General features: G+C 63.8%; 14 protein-coding genes. 5 read left to right on the forward strand and 9 right to left on the reverse strand.

Going from position 1 to position 18,535, the window contains the following annotated elements:
- Window position 1 precedes the first annotated feature (1 nt).
- On the reverse strand, window positions 2–841 hold the full coding sequence (locus NOV72_RS30025) for a lytic transglycosylase domain-containing protein (RefSeq protein ID WP_245933215.1): 840 nt from the start codon (window positions 839–841) through the stop codon (window positions 2–4).
- Between the two features lie 33 nt (window positions 842–874).
- Here NOV72_RS30025 and NOV72_RS30030 point away from each other — a divergent pair, with 33 nt between their 5' ends.
- Window positions 875–1,747 carry a 2OG-Fe(II) oxygenase gene (locus NOV72_RS30030; RefSeq protein WP_106858152.1) on the forward strand — a complete coding sequence of 291 codons (873 nt, stop codon included), beginning with the start codon at window positions 875–877 and terminating at the stop codon, window positions 1,745–1,747.
- Between the two features lie 54 nt (window positions 1,748–1,801).
- Here the strand turns inward: NOV72_RS30030 and NOV72_RS30035 are convergent, their stop codons facing one another.
- Window positions 1,802–3,232 carry a lytic polysaccharide monooxygenase gene (locus NOV72_RS30035; RefSeq protein ID WP_181291194.1) on the reverse strand — a complete coding sequence of 477 codons (1,431 nt, stop codon included), beginning with the start codon at window positions 3,230–3,232 and terminating at the stop codon, window positions 1,802–1,804.
- Window positions 3,233–3,594: 362 nt separating this feature from the next.
- Between NOV72_RS30035 and NOV72_RS30040 the strand changes: the two genes are divergently transcribed.
- Together NOV72_RS30040 and gstA are read left to right on the forward strand one after the other, a co-directional pair.
- The gene (locus tag NOV72_RS30040; protein WP_106858154.1) at window positions 3,595–4,524 is read left to right on the forward strand and encodes a bestrophin family protein; all 930 of its coding nucleotides are present in this window, start codon (window positions 3,595–3,597) and stop codon (window positions 4,522–4,524) included.
- A gap of 145 nt (window positions 4,525–4,669) precedes the next feature.
- The gene (gene gstA, locus NOV72_RS30045; protein ID WP_106858155.1) at window positions 4,670–5,275 is read left to right on the forward strand and encodes a glutathione transferase GstA; all 606 of its coding nucleotides are present in this window, start codon (window positions 4,670–4,672) and stop codon (window positions 5,273–5,275) included.
- A 78-nt stretch (window positions 5,276–5,353) separates the two neighbouring features.
- Here the strand turns inward: gstA and NOV72_RS30050 are convergent, their stop codons facing one another.
- The 4 genes from NOV72_RS30050 to apbC form a co-directional block, all read right to left on the reverse strand.
- The gene (locus NOV72_RS30050) at window positions 5,354–7,639 is read right to left on the reverse strand and encodes an arginine/lysine/ornithine decarboxylase (protein WP_106858156.1); all 2,286 of its coding nucleotides are present in this window, start codon (window positions 7,637–7,639) and stop codon (window positions 5,354–5,356) included.
- A gap of 103 nt (window positions 7,640–7,742) precedes the next feature.
- Complete coding sequence (gene dcd, locus NOV72_RS30055; RefSeq protein ID WP_062610084.1) at window positions 7,743–8,312, reverse strand: dCTP deaminase; 570 nt, start codon at window positions 8,310–8,312, stop codon at window positions 7,743–7,745.
- Between the two features lie 139 nt (window positions 8,313–8,451).
- Window positions 8,452–8,985 carry a superoxide dismutase family protein gene (locus tag NOV72_RS30060; protein WP_106858157.1) on the reverse strand — a complete coding sequence of 178 codons (534 nt, stop codon included), beginning with the start codon at window positions 8,983–8,985 and terminating at the stop codon, window positions 8,452–8,454.
- Window positions 8,986–9,104: 119 nt separating this feature from the next.
- Window positions 9,105–10,193 carry an iron-sulfur cluster carrier protein ApbC gene (gene apbC / locus NOV72_RS30065; RefSeq protein WP_106858158.1) on the reverse strand — a complete coding sequence of 363 codons (1,089 nt, stop codon included), beginning with the start codon at window positions 10,191–10,193 and terminating at the stop codon, window positions 9,105–9,107.
- Between the two features lie 263 nt (window positions 10,194–10,456).
- On the opposite strand from apbC, the gene NOV72_RS30070 reads away from it, so the two are divergent.
- Window positions 10,457–11,113 carry a YiaD family glycine zipper/OmpA-like lipoprotein gene (locus NOV72_RS30070; protein WP_106858159.1) on the forward strand — a complete coding sequence of 219 codons (657 nt, stop codon included), beginning with the start codon at window positions 10,457–10,459 and terminating at the stop codon, window positions 11,111–11,113.
- Window positions 11,114–11,332: 219 nt separating this feature from the next.
- Here the strand turns inward: NOV72_RS30070 and NOV72_RS30075 are convergent, their stop codons facing one another.
- Both NOV72_RS30075 and NOV72_RS30080 read right to left on the reverse strand, forming a co-directional pair.
- On the reverse strand, window positions 11,333–11,752 hold the full coding sequence (locus tag NOV72_RS30075) for a type II toxin-antitoxin system HicB family antitoxin (protein WP_106858160.1): 420 nt from the start codon (window positions 11,750–11,752) through the stop codon (window positions 11,333–11,335).
- 35 nt (window positions 11,753–11,787) lie between these two features.
- Window positions 11,788–11,973 (reverse strand): type II toxin-antitoxin system HicA family toxin, encoded by a 186-nt coding sequence (locus NOV72_RS30080; protein ID WP_106858161.1) that lies wholly within the window; start codon window positions 11,971–11,973, stop codon window positions 11,788–11,790.
- A gap of 227 nt (window positions 11,974–12,200) precedes the next feature.
- Here NOV72_RS30080 and metG point away from each other — a divergent pair, with 227 nt between their 5' ends.
- Window positions 12,201–14,330 (forward strand): methionine--tRNA ligase, encoded by a 2,130-nt coding sequence (gene metG / locus NOV72_RS30085; RefSeq protein ID WP_181291195.1) that lies wholly within the window; start codon window positions 12,201–12,203, stop codon window positions 14,328–14,330.
- Window positions 14,331–14,376: 46 nt separating this feature from the next.
- On the opposite strand, the gene NOV72_RS30090 is transcribed toward metG, so the two are convergent.
- The gene (locus NOV72_RS30090; protein WP_106858162.1) at window positions 14,377–18,525 is read right to left on the reverse strand and encodes a translocation/assembly module TamB domain-containing protein; all 4,149 of its coding nucleotides are present in this window, start codon (window positions 18,523–18,525) and stop codon (window positions 14,377–14,379) included.
- Window positions 18,526–18,535 lie beyond the last annotated feature (10 nt).

An 18,535-nucleotide genomic window follows, 5' to 3' on the forward strand; every position in this document is an offset into this window, starting at 1 on the left:
GCTAACGCACGGCGCGATAGCGGTCCGCGAGCCTCTTCACGCGCGCCACGTACGCCTGCGTCTCGGCATAAGGCGGCACGCCGACGTAACGCGCGACCGCCGCCTCGCCGCTGTTGTACGCAGCAAGCGTCAGGTCGATGTCGCCGCCGAAACGCCGCAGCAGCCACGCGAGATAGCGCACGCCGCCGCGGATGTTCTGCGCCGCGTCGAACGGATCGCCGACGTCGAAGCGCGCCGCCGTCGCGGGCATCAGTTGCATGAGTCCTTGCGCGCCCTTGCGCGAAATGGCGTCGGCGCGATACCCCGATTCCGCGTGGATCACGGCTCGCACCAGCGCGCGATCCACGCCGAACGACGCCGCCGCCGCATCGATCTCGCGTCCGTACGAACGCGTGTCGAGCGAAAGCGCGGCGACGTTCACGTCTGCGGCGGGCTCGCACAGATTGCAGGTCTCGATGAAATGCAGCTCGATCACCGATACGCTCGCCGCGACGCCTTCCGGCTTGCGCGTGAGATAGTGCCGCACGCCATCCTCGATGTAGCTGTAGATGCGCGTCGTGGCTTCGCGCCGCCGCAACGCCACGGGACGCGGTATCGCAGCCGAAGACGCGCTGCCGGACGACGGCGCGGGCTCGCGCCAGTTCATCGTCAGGCGGCTGCATCGCGCGTGTTCGATGCGCTCGCTGACGTAGCTCACCGTGTTGTCGTCGGACTCGCAGCGGAGCATGGTCGCCGCGTGCGCGTGACAGGCGCACATCGCGCACGCGAGCAGACACGCTCGAATCGTGCCGCGCGCTGTTTCAAGCGGGCCGTTGTGACGCGCGCGCTTTTGTGCTTCCATGAATGCACGTTCCCTCGTCCTCGCCGGTCCGCCATGAGCACCATTCCTCGTTTCGATGCCGCATGGAAAACGTGGCTCGATGAAAACATTCTTCGCGGATGCACGCATCAATCGCTGATCGATGCCATGGTCGCCGCCGCGTTTCATCCGAACACCGCGCGGCTGATTCTCGCGCGCCATCTCGCGGGCGAAGCGTTCGACCTGCCCGACAGCGCCGCGCCGCACGATGACTCCGGCTACCTCTACGGCACGCCGATGCTGCCGCCCGAACGCGTGCTCACCGCCAGCGACTGCGAAGCGCCCAAACTCTTCAGCGCCGGGCAACCGGTCGTCGCGCTGTTCGCCGATGTCCTCACGCACGACGAATGCGACCGGCTCATCGAAATCGGCCGCGCGCGCGTGCAACGCTCGTCCGTCGTCGATCCGGATTCGGGCAACGAGATCACCATCGATGCGCGCAAGAGCGAAGGCGCGTTCGTCGATGCATCGACGGACGCGCTCGTGAGCACCATCGACCGGAGGCTCGCGGAACTGTTCCGGCAGCCCGTCGAAAACGGCGAGGATCTGCATATCCTTCGCTACGACGTCGGCGGGGAATATCGTCCGCATTTCGATTATTTCCCCGAGGAGCAGGCGGGCGGCCGGCATCACATGCAGCGCGGCGGGCAGCGCGTGGCGACCGTCATCCTGTATCTCAACGAAGTCGCGCGCGGCGGCGACACGACGTTTCCGGCCGTCGGACTCGCCATTCATCCGCGGCGCGGTTGCGCGCTCTATTTCGAGTATGTCAACGCGCTCGGCCAGAGCGATCCGAAAACGCTGCACGCCGGCACGCCCGTCGAACAAGGCGAAAAATGGATCGCGACGAAATGGATCCGGCGCGGACGGTTTCGCGCGGAGAACTGAACGCATCGCGCAGGACGTTTCGCCCCGCGCGATGCGCCTCTCAGGTTCCCGGGCTCACTTGCAGGGTCCGATCTTTTCCCACGCGCCGTCGGAGTTCGTCGCCGGATCGACATTCGCCGACCACCACTTGTTGCGATAGTTCATGCCGTTGTAGCTCACGCTCGTGCCGGCGTTCGCGTAGGTCTTGCTCGCGCTCCACGGCGCCGCGCACGCCAGCGACGCCTGCCCCGAGCACGTGCCCAGGTCCTGCCACGCCTTGCCGTTGCCCGAGTTCGTCGCCGGGTTGTCGCCGTTCTCCCAGCGCGCGCTGTAGTTGCGTCCGTTGGCGGAGACCTGTTCCTTCGGCTTGTAGATCGTGCCCGCCTGCCACGGTACCGCGCATGTGCCGCCCGCACTCGGCGATGGTGTGGGTGTTGGCGCGGGTGACGGAGGTTTCGGCGTGGGCGCGGGTGTTGGAGCGGGCGTGGGTGTCGGTGTCGGTGTCGGTGTCGGTGTCGGAGATGGCGTCGGTGTCGGCGCGGGAGCGGGCGTCGGCCCTGCCGAGCCGGTGTAGTCCATCACGAAGTTGTAGTCCGTCGGACCATTGACGTAAATGCGATTCGCCGACGGCTCCTTCTGCGGCACGATGTTGCCGTTGTTGTCGATCAAACCGACATGCACGCGCTTGGACTGATCGTTGATGGCCGAGGCCATCGCATACATCCAGTCGGCGGCGTTCGTGGTCTGCGCCGTCACGGTGTAGCTGATCGATTCCAGATCGTGGCCGTCCGGATCGAATACGCGCAAGGTGATCTTCATGCCGGCGGGCTGGCTCTGCGCGGTCGTCGGCACGGGACGCAACTCGCGCCACGTCGACTTGACCCCGTTGATGACCACGTCCGTGCACGCGTAGAACGCCTCCGCGCTGTCGTTGCGCTGCCAGATCACGTAGATGATGCGCTTGCCCGTCTTTCCCGCCGGCAGCTTGCACTGCATCTTGTAGCGCCCGTTTTCCAGCGTGACCGTGTTGATTTCGCAAAACGGCTTGCTGTCGATATCGGACCATTTCAGCGGCTGGTTGAAATCGTAGCCGTCGTTCGTCATGTAGAACTGAAAGTAGCGCGTGACGTGCGCGGCCGTTGCATTCCAGACGAACGTGAAGTTGCCGCTCAGGTCGGCGGAGATCGAGGTCGCCGGCCAGTCGTTGCGAGCGAGATCCAGTCCGTAGTAATTCGTCTTGCCGCCGCTGCACAGATGCCCGTCCGGCACGAACGCCTTGTGATCGCCGTTGGGCAACTGGTTGACGCCCGCCCAGTCATACAGGAACGCCGGCCCCGCGACGGCCACCGCCGCCTGGCACGCGGCGGACTTCGGATTTTCCGGCCCTTCGAGATAGCACGAATACACGCGGCTCAACGGAGTCTCGAGCGTTCCGTGCGCCGATACGGCACATGGAATGGCAAGGGGAACCAGCACCAGAAACACGTTGCGCCTGACTGCGAGCATGAATGCCTCCTTCTTGTTGTTCGTCGATGCGCATTTCGAAAAAAGTGTCGAGACTGCGGCATATTTATTTCGAATTACTAACTTGTTCTCACGGAGCCCGGTTCGGTTGCCTTCCATTCTAGTAGCTGCATGAAGGAGGAGTTAGCACGAAGATGGAGAGACGGACCGTCATCGACTCGCGCGGCGCATCAGTCGCGCGACGTTTGTCCGCTGCCTGTTCGTCGCAAACAATGCGCGTCCGGCCGATCGTTGAAGATTCCGATACGTGCGCGCGATGACCGGCGAGGCGCTGACTTAGAATGCATATCGGACAACGCCTTGTCCCGCCGCATCGCCATTCATTCCGAGAGCAGACCGTCGACATGATCATCCGCCCCAAGCTCCACTGGTTCCGGCTGCTGTTCGCGTGGCGCGGCTCCGTGCTGCCGCAACTGCTGCCGCGCCTTGCGCTGATCTTCGCGCTCTCGGTGACCGCGATCTTCATGCACGATCACATGCGCCACTATCCGATCGGCCTCGGCACGCCGCCGTTCGCGCTCGTGGGTATCGCGCTCGCCGTGTTTCTCGGGTTTCGCAATGGCGCGAGTTACGAGCGCTGGTGGGAAGGCCGCAAGCTGTGGGGCGCGTTGCTCAATACGTCGCGCGCGCTCGCGCAACAGGTGCTGTCGCTGCCGGAGCCGCGCGACCGCGCTCAGTCTCGTCGTTTCCTCGCGGCACTCGGCGGATTGGCGCATGCGCTTCGACATCAGTTGCGCTGCACCGACGCGCTGTCCGATCTCGCTTCGCGACTGCCATCGGACTTGCACGCGCGCGTCGCGGCGGCGAAGTATCGGCCCGCGCTGATCCTGCTCTGGCTTGGCGAATGGGCCGCTGAACGCAGGCGCGAAGGCGCGCTCGACGGCTATGCGCTGCTCGCGATCCAGCACAATCTGAACGCGCTTTCCGATGTGATCGGCGGATGCGAGCGCATCGCGGCCACGCCGCTGCCGTTTTCCTACTCGGTGATGATCCATCGCACGATCTATCTCTTCTGCGTGATGCTGCCGTTCGGTCTCGTCGATGGCGCCGGCTTGCTCACGCCGCTCTTCGCGCTGCTCGTCGCGTATGCGTTCATGGCGCTGGAAGCGATCGCCGCGCAGATCGAAGATCCGTTCGGCCTCGAAGAAAACGACCTCGCGCTGAACGCGATGTGCGAGAGCATCGAAATCGCGCTGCATGACATGGCGGCCGATCCGGACTTCCCTCTCGCGCCGAAACCGTTCGCGCCGCATCGCGATTTCATCCTCGACTGAAATCGATCGAACGCCTGCCTTCGGGCATTCCAAGTTCGTCGAATGCAGCCTTTCACAAAACGGCACAGTTAGTTTCGTCGTAGCGGATGCTGTGCGCGCACGACTTCCTTCATAATCGTTCCCGACTCATCCTGGAGAAATCGTTTTGAAACTGTTCTACAAAGCAGGCGCCTGTTCCCTCGCATCGCACATCGCTCTCGAAGAATCGGGGCTGCCTTACGAAATCGAAGCGGTCGATCTCAAGACCAAGGTCACCGCGAGCGGCGCGGACTTCAGCAAGATCACCGCAAAGGGCTACGTGCCCGCCCTGCTGCTCGACACCGGCGAAGTGCTGACCGAAGGCCCCGCAATCCTGCAGTACATCGCCGACCAGGTTCCGGCGAAGCATCTCGCGCCGCTCAACGACGGCATGGCGCGTTATCGCCTGCAAAGCTGGCTGACGTTCATCGGCACGGAACTGCACGCTAATTTCACGCCGTTCTTCTATCCGACGTCGGGCAGCGACTGGAAAGCCACCGCGATGGCCAAGCTCCAGCACCGTCTCACCTACGTCGCGCAACATATCGACGACAAGCAGTTCCTGCTCGGCAACGAATTCAGCATCGGCGATGCTTATCTCTTCACCGTGCTCGGCTGGGCGAAGCACATCGATCTCGACCTCGGCAAGTGGCCGGCGCTCGTCGCGTATCAGGAGCGCGTCGGCGCGCGTCCGGGCGTGCAGGCGGCGATGAAATCGGAAGGCCTGATCTGAGCGATCGGCATTCCTGAAATGGCAAACGGCCCTTCGATGAAGGGCCGTTTCTTTTTGCAGCAGCGAATCAGGCGAGCATCAATCGCGCACGCAATCGACGAAATACTCGATACGCCCGTTGATCATCTCGCCGACGAGCCCGTGAATATCCGTGTGGAAGCCCGGGAAGCGCTCGTTGAACTCGCGCGCGAAACGCAGATAATCGACGATCGTGCGGTTAAAACGCTCGCCCGGAATCAGCAACGGAATGCCCGGCGGATACGGCGTAAGCAGAATCGACGTGACGCGGCCTTCGAGTTCGTCGATGGGCACGCGGTCGATCTCGCGGTGCGCGAGCTTTGCGAATGCATCGGACGGTTTCATCGCCGGCTCCATGCTCGACAGATACATCTCCGTCGTCAGACGCGCGATGTTGTTCGCGCGATAGACGCTGTGAATCTGCTCGCACAGATCGCGCAAGCCGATGCGCTCATACGAAGGATGCTGCGCGACGAACTCCGGCAGCACGCGCCACAGCGGCTGGTTGTTGTCGTAGTCGTCCTTGAACTGCTGAAGCTCGGTGACCATCGAGTTCCAGCGGCCCTTCGTGATGCCGATCGTGAACATGATGAAGAACGAGTAAAGCCCCGTCTTCTCCACGATGATGCCGTGCTCCGCCAGATACTTCGTGACGATCGCGGCCGGAATGCCGGCCTCGCCGAATTCGCCGTCCACGTCGAGTCCCGGCGTGATGATCGTCGCCTTGATCGGATCGAGCATGTTGAAGTTTTCGGCGAGCGCGCCGAAGCCGTGCCAGCGGTCGTTCGGCTTCAGCATCCAGTCCTCGCGGTCGCCGATACCCTCTTCCGCCAGCGCGTCCGGGCCCCAGACCTTGAAGAACCAGTCGTCGCCGTATTCGGCATCGACCTTGCGCATCGCGCGGCGGAAGTCGAGCGCTTCGGCGATCGATTCCTCCACGAGCGCCTCGCCGCCCGGCGCTTCCATCATCGCCGCGGCGACGTCGCACGACGCGATGATCGCGTATTGCGGCGACGTCGACGTATGCATCAGATACGCCTCGTTGAAACGATGGCGGTCGAACGTGCTGTTCTCGCTGTCCTGCACGAGAATCTGCGATGCCTGCGAAATGCCGGCGAGCAGCTTGTGCGTGGAATGTGTCGCGAACACGAGCGCGCCCGTGCGCGGACGGCCGGCGCCGATCGCGTGCATGTCCTGATAGAACGCGTGGAACTCGGCGTGCGGCAGCCAGGCTTCGTCGAAGTGCAGCGTGTCGAGCATGTCGCCGAGCAGATCCTTGATCATCTCGACGTTGTAGATCACGCCGTCATACGTGCTCTGCGTGATCGTCAGAATGCGCGGCTTGACCTTCGGGTTCTTCGCGAGCGCCTCGCGCGCGAACGGATTCGCCTCGATCTTCTTGCGGATGTTCTCCGGCTTGAACTCGTCGCGCGGAATCGGCCCGATGATGCCGAAGTTGTTGCGCGTCGGCGTGAGGAACACGGGGATCGCGCCGGTCATCGTGATCGCGTGCAGGATCGACTTGTGGCAGTTGCGGTCCACGAGCACGATATCGCCCGGCGCCACGGTGGCGTGCCACACGATCTTGTTCGACGTGGACGTGCCGTTGGTCACGAAAAAGAGATGATCCGCGCCGAAGATGCGCGCCGCGTTGCGCTCCGACGCCGCGACCGGCCCGGTGTGATCGAGCAACTGGCCGAGTTCCTCGACCGCGTTGCAGACGTCCGCGCGCAGCATGTTTTCGCCGAAGAACTGGTGGAACATCTGTCCCAGCGGATTCTTCAGGAACGCGACGCCGCCCGAGTGGCCCGGGCAGTGCCACGAATACGAACCTTCGTCCGCGTACTGGACGAGTTCCTTGAAGAACGGCGGCGCGAGCGCATCGAGATACACCTTCGCTTCACGAATCACGTGACGCGCGACGAACTCCGGCGTGTCCTCGAACATGTGGATGAAGCCGTGCAGCTCGCGCAGGATGTCGTTCGGCAAGTGGCGCGAGGTGCGCGTTTCGCCGTACAGGAAGATGGGAATGTCGGCGTTGCGGCGGCGCACGGCGTTGATGAACGCACGCAGCGCGACGATCGCCGATGCCAGCTCCAGCGTGTCGCCTTCCACGACGACATTGTCCGCGTAGGGCAGCAGCTCGTCGTCATCGATCGACAGGATGAAGCACGACGCGCGGCTCGACTGCTGCGCGAACGCAGCGAGGTCGCCGTAGCTCGTCAGGCCGAGCACTTCGGCGCCTTCTTTCTCGATCGCCTCGGCGAGCGCCCGGATGCCGGAACCCGAGATGTTCTCGGAACGAAAGTCTTCGTCGATGATGACGACGGGGAAGCGGAACTTCATGAGGCGATTCTCCAAATGGAACGACCGCCGCCCGAGAAGCAATCCCGGAGCCAGCGGTCCTTCGACAAGCGTGTGCCGTGTGCGTTTCGGTCAGCGGCGATAATCAGGTTTTCGGCAGCGTCACGCCGTGCTGCCCTTGATACTTCCCGCCGCGATCCGCGTACGACGTTTCGCACATTTCATCGCTTTCGAAGAACAAGACTTGGGCGACGCCCTCGTTTGCGTAGATTTTGGCAGGCAAAGGTGTCGTATTCGAGAATTCGAGCGTCACGTACCCTTCCCACTCCGGCTCGAACGGCGTGACGTTCACGATGATCCCGCAGCGCGCATACGTCGATTTGCCGAGACACACGGTCAGGCACGAGCGCGGAATGCGGAAATACTCGACCGTGCGCGCGAGCGCGAAAGAATTCGGCGGAATGATGCAGACGTCGCCCTTGAAGTCGACGAACGATTTCTCGTCGAAGGCTTTCGGATCGACGATCGTGGAATTGATGTTCGTGAAGATCTTGAATTCGTCGGCGACGCGGATGTCGTAGCCGTAGCTCGACGTGCCGTAGCTCACGATCTTGCGGCCGTCCTCGGTCACGCGCACCTGATCGCGCACGAACGGCTCGATCATTCGGTGCTCTTCGGCCATGCGGCGAATCCACTTGTCGGACTTGATGCTCATAGGGACGCTACTCAACGGTGAACGGCTCGGGTCTCGCGACCGCCGCCTGCGGTGAAACGGGGCAAGGTCTCCGGCGGCGATGCGCGCCGCGCGGGCCCAACGAAAGCGCGTATTTTACGCGATCGGGCGGGCGCGGCGCCTAGCGGCGAATCACGCCGCAGGCGAGCGCCGGACCCACGTTGTGCGGCGCGCTCGCGTACGGGTCCACAGCTTCGCGATGCAGCATGATCGCGCGCGAGATGACCGAGCGCACGCCGTCGAGCGAGACATCGGTCGCGACGATGAAGCCCGTCGCCGCGCCGGTCGCGTCCGCGTGGATATTGCCGAGTTCGCCTTCGACGCGCGAGGTCGCCTTTCTGCGCTCGGAAGGCAGCGCGAACACCGGGCTCGCATCCTCTCCGTTGACGGCGATGCAGTCGCCGCGCTCGTGAACGGTCAGCGCATGGTCGCTGTTCGGGGGCATGTCGGTCAGGCTGTAGGAAACCTGCACGCCGTCGGCGCGTTCGATCAGCGTGACGGTGCCGCGCGTGGTGTTGCCGGGCGTCGGTTGCAATACCGCGTCCGCGCGCTTTTCGTGATTCTGAAAGATGAGGCCGCAACCGCTCAGCATGACGCTGCAAGCGGCCGTCGCGATCAATGCGTGGAGCGCCCTCCCGTCGAATCTGTGTTCCATGCGATCCTCTCGGCGGCCCGCCGACGCACCGTGCGTCAGCGCTGCCGCGCATCGAAGGCGACATGATACCGCGAGCCGCATTGCACAAGGCTCGCGGAGATTCGATCGTATGCTCGAAATCAGGTGTTCTGCACGACGATGCTCGGAAACCTGGAGGTCATGTCGCGCTGACGCTCGGCGATCGAGATCGCGACGCGGCGCGCGATCGCGCGATACGTCTCCGCGATCCGGCTCTCCGGCTGCGACACGACGCTCGGCTGGCCCGCATCGGTGCGCTCGCGAATGGAGATATCGAGCGGCAACTGGCCGAGAATCTCGACGCCGTATTCCTTCGCCATGCGCTCGCCGCCGCCCGCGCCGAAGATGTGCTCTTCGTGGCCGCAATTCGAGCAGATATGCGTGCTCATGTTCTCGACGATACCGAGAATCGGAATGCCGACCTTCTCGAACATCTTCAAGCCCTTCTTCGCGTCGAGCAGCGCGATGTCCTGCGGCGTCGTGACGATCACCGCGCCCGTCACCGGCACCTTCTGCGACAGCGTGAGCTGAATGTCGCCCGTGCCCGGCGGCATGTCGACGACGAGATAGTCGAGGTCCTTCCAGTTGGTCTGCCGCAGCAACTGCTCGAGCGCCGACGTCACCATCGGGCCGCGCCACACCATCGGATTGTCCTGCTCGATCAGAAAGCCGATGGAATTCGCCTGGATGCCGTGGCCTTCGAGCGGGTTCATCGTCTGATTGTCGGGCGATTCGGGCCGGCCGGTGATGCCGAGCATCATCGGCAGCGAGGGGCCGTAGATGTCCGCGTCGAGCATGCCGACCGACGCGCCCTCCGCCGCGAGCGCGAGCGCGAGATTCGCGGCCGTCGTGCTCTTGCCGACGCCGCCCTTGCCCGATGCCACCGCGATGATGTTCTTGACGTTCGGCAGCAGCTTCACGCCGCGCTGCACCGCGTGAGCGACGACCTGCGACGACACGTCCACCGTCACGTTCGCGACGCCAGGCACCTGACGCAGCGCGTCCTGCACCTGCTCGCGGATCGCGCCGAACTGCGTTTTTGCCGGATAGCCGAGCACGACGCTCACCGCGACGTTCGCGCCATCGACGGACACGTTGCGAATGCTCTTCGTATCGACGAACTTGCGGTTGGTGTTGGGATCGGTCAGTGTGGCGAGTGCGGTGTCGATCTTCGCGCGGTCAATGCTCATCGAAACTCCATGGAACAGTTGTTGCTTACGCCCTGCGGCGCGCAACAACAAACTGAAGAAATTGAAAGTGTTTGTTAGCGCCGTTGCGCGTGACGCGCGGACACTGCACTATCCCGCTGCAAATCTTTCCGGGGACGCATCGCATCGGGCAGCCGGACGCCTTTCTCATTATTGTAGAGGCTCGCCCGGAGGCTCGTCCGAAGACCCTTTCGCACTGTCGGCGCTGCTCGCGCCGAAACGCTTGTCGATTCAAGGAGATTAAGATGAACACCAAATTCTTCACCCGTCTTTCCGTGTTCGCCGTAGCCGGCGCACTCGTTGCAGGCTGCGCCTCGCAGCAAGGCACCGACACGGCGGTCGGCACGGGCGTCGGCGCCGCGACCGGCGCAGGCATCGGCGCGATTTTCGGCGGCGGCAAGGGCGCGGCGATCGGCGCGGCCACGGGCGCGGCCGTGGGCGGCATCACCGGCTACAACTGGCAGTCGATCAAGAACAAGATTTCGGGCGATTCGAAGGGCACGGGCACGCAAGTGACCGAGCAGCAGGACGGCTCGCTCAAGGTGAACATTCCCAACTCGATTTCGTTCGACACGAACAGCTACGCGATCAAGCCGTCGTTCGATCCGGTGCTGAATTCCGTCACGCAGACGATGCAGCAGCATCCGGAGCTGGTGGCGAGCGTCGTCGGCCATACGGACAACACGGGCCAGCCGGCTTACAACCAGACGCTGTCGCAGAATCGCGCGCAGAGCGTGGCCTCGTACGTCGCGACGCATGGCGTTCCGGCGCAGCGTCTGACGGCATCGGGCATGGGCCAGAACCAGCCGATCGCGGACAATTCGACTGAAGCCGGCCGCGCGCAGAATCGTCGCGTGGAAATCTATCTGCGCGCGACCGCGCAGCCGGGTCAGGTTCAGTAAAGCGATTGATTTAAAAGGAGAATGCGCCGTCGCGAAAGCGGCGGCGGGACGGTGGATGTTGTGGCGTCCGGGCGTCTGAAAAAAATTTGAAACTTGGACACGGCGCCGCTGTCTGTCTCTACGGTAGGTGGATGGCGAGGCCATCACCTGCCATTCTCCTCTTGTCGTTGTTGCTCCGGGGCCCGATTGGACCCCGGTTTTTTTTGGGCGCTCGATTTTTCAGGCGATGGAAATCTTCAGCCGCTTGCCGAGCGTCCGGAACGCCGCTTCGATCGCTTCGATTTTCGACGAATGACGCGGATCGAGCAGGCGATCCACCTGCGGCATGTGAACGTTCAGCCGTCGCGCGAGTTCGGATTTGCGCACGCCCTGGCGGATCATTTCGTTCTGAAGCAGCACTTTCGACACGACGAGCGCCGGCAAGGTAACGACCGGTTGGCCCTGCTTCGCCTTCGAGGGCATCGGGACTTCGCGCTTTTCGTCGAAATATGCCTCGATGGCGGTCTCGAGCGCATCGAGCGCGTTCAAGAGCGCCTCGTCCTCGTCGTCGCCCACTGAGAGTGCTTCCGGAATATCCGGGAACGTGACGAGATAGGTGTTGTTCGTGTCTGGTTCCAGATTGACTGGATAGGACAGCATGGTGGTGGATTCTCCAAGGAACATAGCGACCCCGCTCATTTCAATCCAAGTTGCTTCTTGATTTGCGCCATCAGTCCCGTGCCGATTTCCTTGCTGCCGTGATCGGGAAAGATGCTGATCTTGCCATTGAGCGTCAGGCGAAAATGGCTGCCTTTTCCGGCCTTGATTTCCACGCCTTGATCGCGCAGCCATTTTCTGAACTCGCTGTACTTCGTACACATCGCCCTCCAACGCTGACTCGGAGAGCAAAAAATACAACACCAATGTTATATTCTGCTAAGCAGAAAATGCAACTTATTTGATGTATTTTGTATTTGCGCACAAGCAGGTATCCGGGCGCTGAGTCCGATCTTCCAATGGCGCTCCACCCGGCCTCCTCCCCCGCCCTGCTAAAATCAAAATCCGCTTTTTCCCCAACCGCCAGCACTCCCACACGGGCCGCGCCTTTATGTCAGCACCGATTTCAGCCACTGCCACCGCCGCGCCTGTCGCTTCCCTCGACGAAAGCGGCCGCCGCCAGATCCTCGTCACGTCCGCGTTGCCGTATGCGAACGGTCAGATTCATATCGGCCACATGGTCGAGTACATTCAGACGGATATCTGGGTTCGGACGCTGCGAATGCATGGCCACGAGGTCTACTACGTCGGCGCCGACGACACCCACGGCACGCCCATCATGCTGCGCGCCGAAAAGGAAGGCATCACGCCGAAACAACTGATCGAGCGTGTGTGGAAAGAGCACAAGCGTGATTTCGACAGCTTCGGCATCTCGTTCGACAACTACTATTCGACCGATGCCGAGGAAAATCGCGAACTCTCCGAATCGGTTTATCTCGCGCTGAAGGAAGCCGGGCTGATCGAGGCGCGCGACATCGAGCAAGCCTACGATCCGGTCAGGGAAATGTTCCTGCCGGACCGCTTCATCAAGGGCCAGTGCCCGAAATGCGGCGCGAAAGATCAATACGGCGACAATTGCGAAGTCTGCGGCTCGACCTATCTGCCGACCGAGCTCATCAACCCGTATTCGGTCGTGTCGGGCGCGACGCCCATCCGCAAGACGTCGACGCACTATTTCTTCAAGCTCTCCGATCCGCGCTGCGAAACGTTCCTGCGCGGCTGGGTGAGCGGCCTCGCGCAGCCCGAAGCCATCAACAAGATGCGCGAATGGCTCGGCGACAAGGGCGAAGCCAAACTCGCCGACTGGGACATCTCGCGCGACTCGCCCTACTTCGGCTTCGAGATTCCGGGCGCGCCGGGCAAGTACTTCTACGTCTGGGTCGATGCGCCGGTCGGCTATTACGCGAGCTTCAAGAATCTCGCGAATCGCATCGGCGTGAATTTCGACGAATGGGTGAAGCCGGGCGCGACGGCCGAGCAGTATCACTTCATCGGCAAGGACATTCTGTATTTCCACACGCTGTTCTGGCCGGCGATGCTCGAATTCTCCGGCCATCGCACGCCGACCAACGTCTTCGCGCACGGCTTTCTGACCGTCGACGGCGCGAAGATGTCGAAGTCGCGCGGCACCTTCATCACCGCGCAAAGTGTGATCGACACGGGCCTCAATCCCGAGTGGCTGCGCTACTACTTCGCGGCGAAGCTCAATAGCACGATGGAAGACATCGACCTGAATCTCGAAGACTTCCAGGCGCGCGTGAACAGCGATCTCGTCGGCAAATACGTGAACATCGCGAGCCGCGCGGCGGGTTTCCTCATCAAGCGTTTCGACGGCCGGGTGCAGGACAGCGCGATGCATCATCCGCTCGTCGCGCAATTGCGCGCGGCGATTCCGCAGATCGCCGGCTTCTACGAATCGCGCGAGTACGGCCGCGCGTTGCGCACGACCATGGAACTCGCCGACGCCGTCAACGCCTACGTCGATTCCGCGAAGCCGTGGGATCAGGCGAAGGACCCGGCGAACGCCGTCGCGCTGCACGAAACGTGCAGTGTGAGCCTCGAAGTGTTCCGTTTGTTGTCGCTCGCGCTGAAGCCGGTGCTGCCGAAGCTCGCGGAATCGGTCGAAGCGTTCCTCGGCATCGCGCCGCTCGTCTGGGCCGATGCCGCGAAGCCGCTGTCGTCGGCCAGTGCGATCAACGCGTACAAGCATCTGACGACGCGCGTCGATCCGAAGCAGATCGAGGCTCTGCTGGCCGCGAATCGCGAATCGCTCGCGCCGGCTGCGGAAACGGCTGCCGCCGCTCCGGCCAAGGTTGCCGCGAAGAAAGAGGAAGAAACCGGCGTCATTTCCATCGACGATTTCGCGAAGGTCGATCTGCGCATCGCGAAGATCGTCGATTGCAAGGCGGTCGAAGGCTCCGACAAGCTCTTGCAACTGACGCTCGACGTCGGCGAGGACAAGACGCGCAACGTGTTCTCGGGCATCAAGTCGGCGTATCAGCCGCAGGATCTGATCGGCAAGCTCACCGTGATGGTCGTGAACCTCGCGCCGCGCAAGATGAAGTTCGGGCTGTCGGAAGGGATGGTGCTGGCGGCGTCGGCGACGGACGAGAAGGCTGAACCGGGGCTCTACATTCTCGAGCCGCACAGCGGCGCGAAGCCGGGCATGCGGGTGAAGTAAGCGGCTTCGAGCAACAGGAAGGGCACGCGATTCGCGTGCCCTTTTTTCAATCCGGCTCCGGCGCGGACGTATCGGCCGCCGACGCGCCCTTCGGCGCCGACGCCGAATCCGCCGCCGAAGCCCGCGCCGCCGACGAAGACGACGCCCACAGCCGCGCCCACGAATTGAACCGCCGCGTGTAGGACAGATCGACGCCCTGATACGTGCCGCCATACGCCGTCACGGCCCAGTAGCGCGAGAGGTTCAGCGTCGCCTTGACCGCGTTGCTCGCCGATTGCAAACCTTGCTCATAGCCGATCACGAGCCGCTCGTTGATCGCCTTCGACAGCAGCACGACCTGCGGATCGGTCAGGCCCACTTCGCTCGAACCGACGGTGAACTCGTCCAGCCCGACCGTCTGCGCGATCTTCGCCCCGCCCTTGCTGCCGAGCAGCGCGAGCGCGCTCGTCATCGCGCTCTGCTGGCCGACGTTGTTGCCCTGATCCGTGCCGTGGCCGAACAGCAGCCACGAGAGCTTTTCGTTGTCGGGCACGCTCGGCTCGGAGATCAGCTTGGCGACCGGCGCCTGCACCGTGCCCGTCACCTGAACGCCCGCTTCGACTTCCTGATTGCGCCGCATCGCCAGAATGTTGAGGCCCGGATTCGCCACCGGCCCGTTGAACGTGAAAAAGCCGTTCTCGATATTCAGCTTGCGCCCGAAGGCGGTGTACGACGAACCCGGCGTCGTCACGCGCACGTTGCCGACCGCGCGCAGCGGCATGTTCGGCGCGCTCATCGCGGTGATCGTGCCCGCGAGCCCGAGATCGGCACCCGCGCCCTTGAAGCGGAAATGATCGCCGAGATTGATCGCGATATTCGCGCGCGGCGTGAACGGCCCGACCGGCTTCTCCGTCGCCGCCGTGATCGGCTGGTTGCCGCCCTTGATCGTGCCGTCCGGGCGCTCGATCACGACATCGTCGCCGAGCGAAGGCGCGGAAGATTCCGGCAGATCGATGAGCGCGTGATCGACGGTGAACTTGCCGTCGATCGCCATGCCGCCCTGCAAACCCGCGTTGGCGATGGTCGCGCTGCCCGAAAGCATCAGTTCGCGGTCCGGCGACGCGAACAGCTCCAGCTTGTCGGCGATGATGCTCGCGGTCAGATCGGGCTGCTGCTGGTCGAGCCGCACCTTGCCGGTCGCGCGCAGCGTGCCGCTCGCGCCGTGAAACTCCACGCGCTGAAAGTCGACCAGATTCTCCGAGAGCGCGATGCGAATGATGCCGTCCTTCAGTTGCACGCCCTGATCGACGACCGTCGCGGAGAGGTTGTCGCCGGTGAGCGTGCCCGACACGTTCGGCTTCGCGACGATCCCCGCGATCACGAGCTTGAGCGCGATCTTGCCGCCGAGCAGATAGTTCGCGCCGAGCAGCCCGCCTGTCGTGCGCAGTTCGGGAATGTTCGCGTCGATCCCGCCGGTGAGCGGCGCGTTGTCGTCGAGCGTGAGCATGCCGTCGCGATTCACGAGCGGCGTGTGCACGTTCGCGTCGATCACGCCGATGCGGTTCGCCTGCGCATGCAGCGACGCGTTCAGCCGATTGCCGCCGGTGAAGTCCGCGCGGGCCGCGATATCGGTGATGCCGAGCGCGGAGAGGCCGCGCGTGCCGTCGATCGTCACGTCGCCGCCACGGCGCTTGATCTGCGCGTAGCCCGTCGCGGTCGCGCCGAGCGAGAAGTTCCAGTCGCCGTCGAAGACGAGATCGGTGCGGATCGGCGGCTCCGCGCCCGTCATTTCCTGGCGCACGTCGAGCAGATGCGGCACGGAGAGGTTCGTGAGCGTGCCCGCCGATTGCAGACGGCCGTTTTCCATCGCGAACGACTTCAGGTTCAGCACCGCGCCTTCCGCGACGAGCCGCGTCGCGCCGAGCACGAGGCGCTTCGGGCCGTAACTCACCGTCAGCGGCGATTCGAGATTCAGCGACGGCGTGCCCTTGTTCGAGAGCTTCGTGATCGCGCCGTCCCAGTGCGGGCCGTCGGGTGCATCGGTGAATTTGCCGTTGGCGCCGAGCGCGAGATTCACCGGCTGCCCGCGCACCTTGCCGGTCGCGGCGACGTCGAGCGTGTGATGCGCGCGCGTGCCGTTCAGGTTCGCGTCGAGGTTCGCGACTTCGATGCCTTCCGTGCTCGCGTCGCGCGCCTTCAACGTGAAGACGAGCGCGCCGTTCGCGCCATCGCGGATATCCGCGCGGCCTTCCGCATGGCCGACGCGGTTCGCGCCGAACACGACGCCGTCGGCCTGATAGTTCGCCGCGATATTCGGATGCGCGATCGAGCCGGTCAGATCGCCGTCCGCCTTCGCCGTGCCCGCGATGCCGAAGCCGAGCCGTTCGAGCGCGGGCGCGTCGATCTTGAAGCGCAGGCGGTCGCCGGGCGCGCCGAAGCTGCCGTTCAAATCGACGTCGTTGCCCGCCACCGACAGCGACGCCTTGCTCGGCAGAAGCCGCGTGCCCGCGACCTGCACCGTGCCCTCGCCGGTCATCGGCAAGTTGTCGTACATGCTGTCGCCGAGCTTGAACGTCGCTTTCGTCGTCAGCGTGGGCGCGAGTTGCCCCGATGCGGCCAGCGTGCCGTTCACGCGCGCTTCGATCACGCGAGGCGGCGCGGCGGGCTTTTTCGGCGCGCCTTTCTTGGCCGGCTCGGGCTTCGGCGCGATCAACTGTTGCTGCAACAGCAGCGGATTGAAGTCGACGATCTTCGCCTTCAGGTCGTAGCTCGAATTGGCGTCGTTCTTGAGGGCGCCGTTGAGTTCGACGCGGCCCTTGCCGACCGTGAGCTTCACGTCGTCGAGCAAGGTTTGCTTCGGATCGAGCTTCACTTTGGCCTGCGCGCGGATAGCCGCTTTCGGATCGTTGAGATCGGCGGTGATCGTCTGCGTGTCGCCCGCCAGGACGACGCCGATCGGCCCCGCGAAATCCGTCGGGCGCAGCGTCGGCTCGATCGCGTTCAGGTCGAGCTTCGCGACTTTCAGGTCGAACTTGCCCTTCCCGCCCGCGAGCGCGCCGCCGCCCGTCACGGTCGCGTTCTTCAACAGCCGCACGTTGAGATCGGTGATGCTTTGCTCGGACGCGTCGAGCCGCACGTTCGCGTGCGCGTCGATGAGCGGCAGCAGCTTTTTGTCGATGGAACCGGGCTTCGCGTTGACGATCGAGACCGGCCCGCTCACGACGAACGCCTTCGGGTCCGCGCCTTCTACCGGCTTCACTTCGGCGCGCACGGCCAGATCGGCCTCGGGCGCGCTCGGGCTGAAGGCCTGCGGATTCACGTGATCGAAGGTGACGAGCGCGGATTTGAGCGGCACGTCGGCGAACGGCAACGCTTCGACATGCGCCCGGCCGTTGAGCTTCATGCCGCTCGCGTCGACGTCGGCGATCAGGTCTTCCAGCGAGCCGGAAAGCCGCGCGCTCACGTTCACGGCTTCGTTGTTGACCTTTCCGGCGTAGCCCGCGTCGCCGGAAAGCGGGAACGGACGCGCGCCGCCATCGAGTTTCAGCGACGCCGTCACCGCGCCGAACGGCGTGTCGAGGCGCTGAACCGTCGCCTGGTGATGCTGCCCGTCGCTGCGGCCGTTGAACAGCAGCCGCGAGAATTCGGTCGTCGTCGCGCCTTGATGCAGGCGCAGTTTTTCGACGGCGAGATCGTTGATCGCGAGTTGAATCGGAATGCGCAAATCTTTCGGCAATTCCGTCTTCTTGCTCGGTTCGTTCGACGGCGCGATGCGGGCATCGACCGTCCCGACGTGCAAATAGTCGATCGTGAAGCGCAGCGGCTCGCGCGTGAGCGCCCAGCGGCCCGACACGCTGTCCACCGCGATATCCGTGCCCTTGCCGTCCTTCCAGTGCACGTCGCGCAGTTGCAGGCCGGTCGCGATCGCGCCGCCGTCCAGCTTGCCCGTCAACTGGCCCTTGAGCAGCGAGGTCGCCGCTTCCCACGCGTAGCGCGTGCCGCGCTCGGTCGTCAGGACATAGAACACGCCGCCGACCGTGAGCGCGGCGATCAGCACGACGACGAGCACGAGCGCGCCGACCCAGCGCGCGAGACGGCGCCAGCCGCTTTTGCGCGGCGGCGTCTTCTTCGCGCCGCCGTCGTCGCCGCCGTCGCCGCCGCCTTCGTTGCCGGGCGGCGGCGCTTCGGCGTCCGCTTGCTTCGTCGGTTCCGTCATGCCGGTTCGA

Origin of the sequence: Caballeronia novacaledonica, from assembly GCF_900258035.1 — a bacterium.
Classification (GTDB): Bacteria; Pseudomonadota; Gammaproteobacteria; order Burkholderiales; family Burkholderiaceae; genus Caballeronia; species Caballeronia novacaledonica.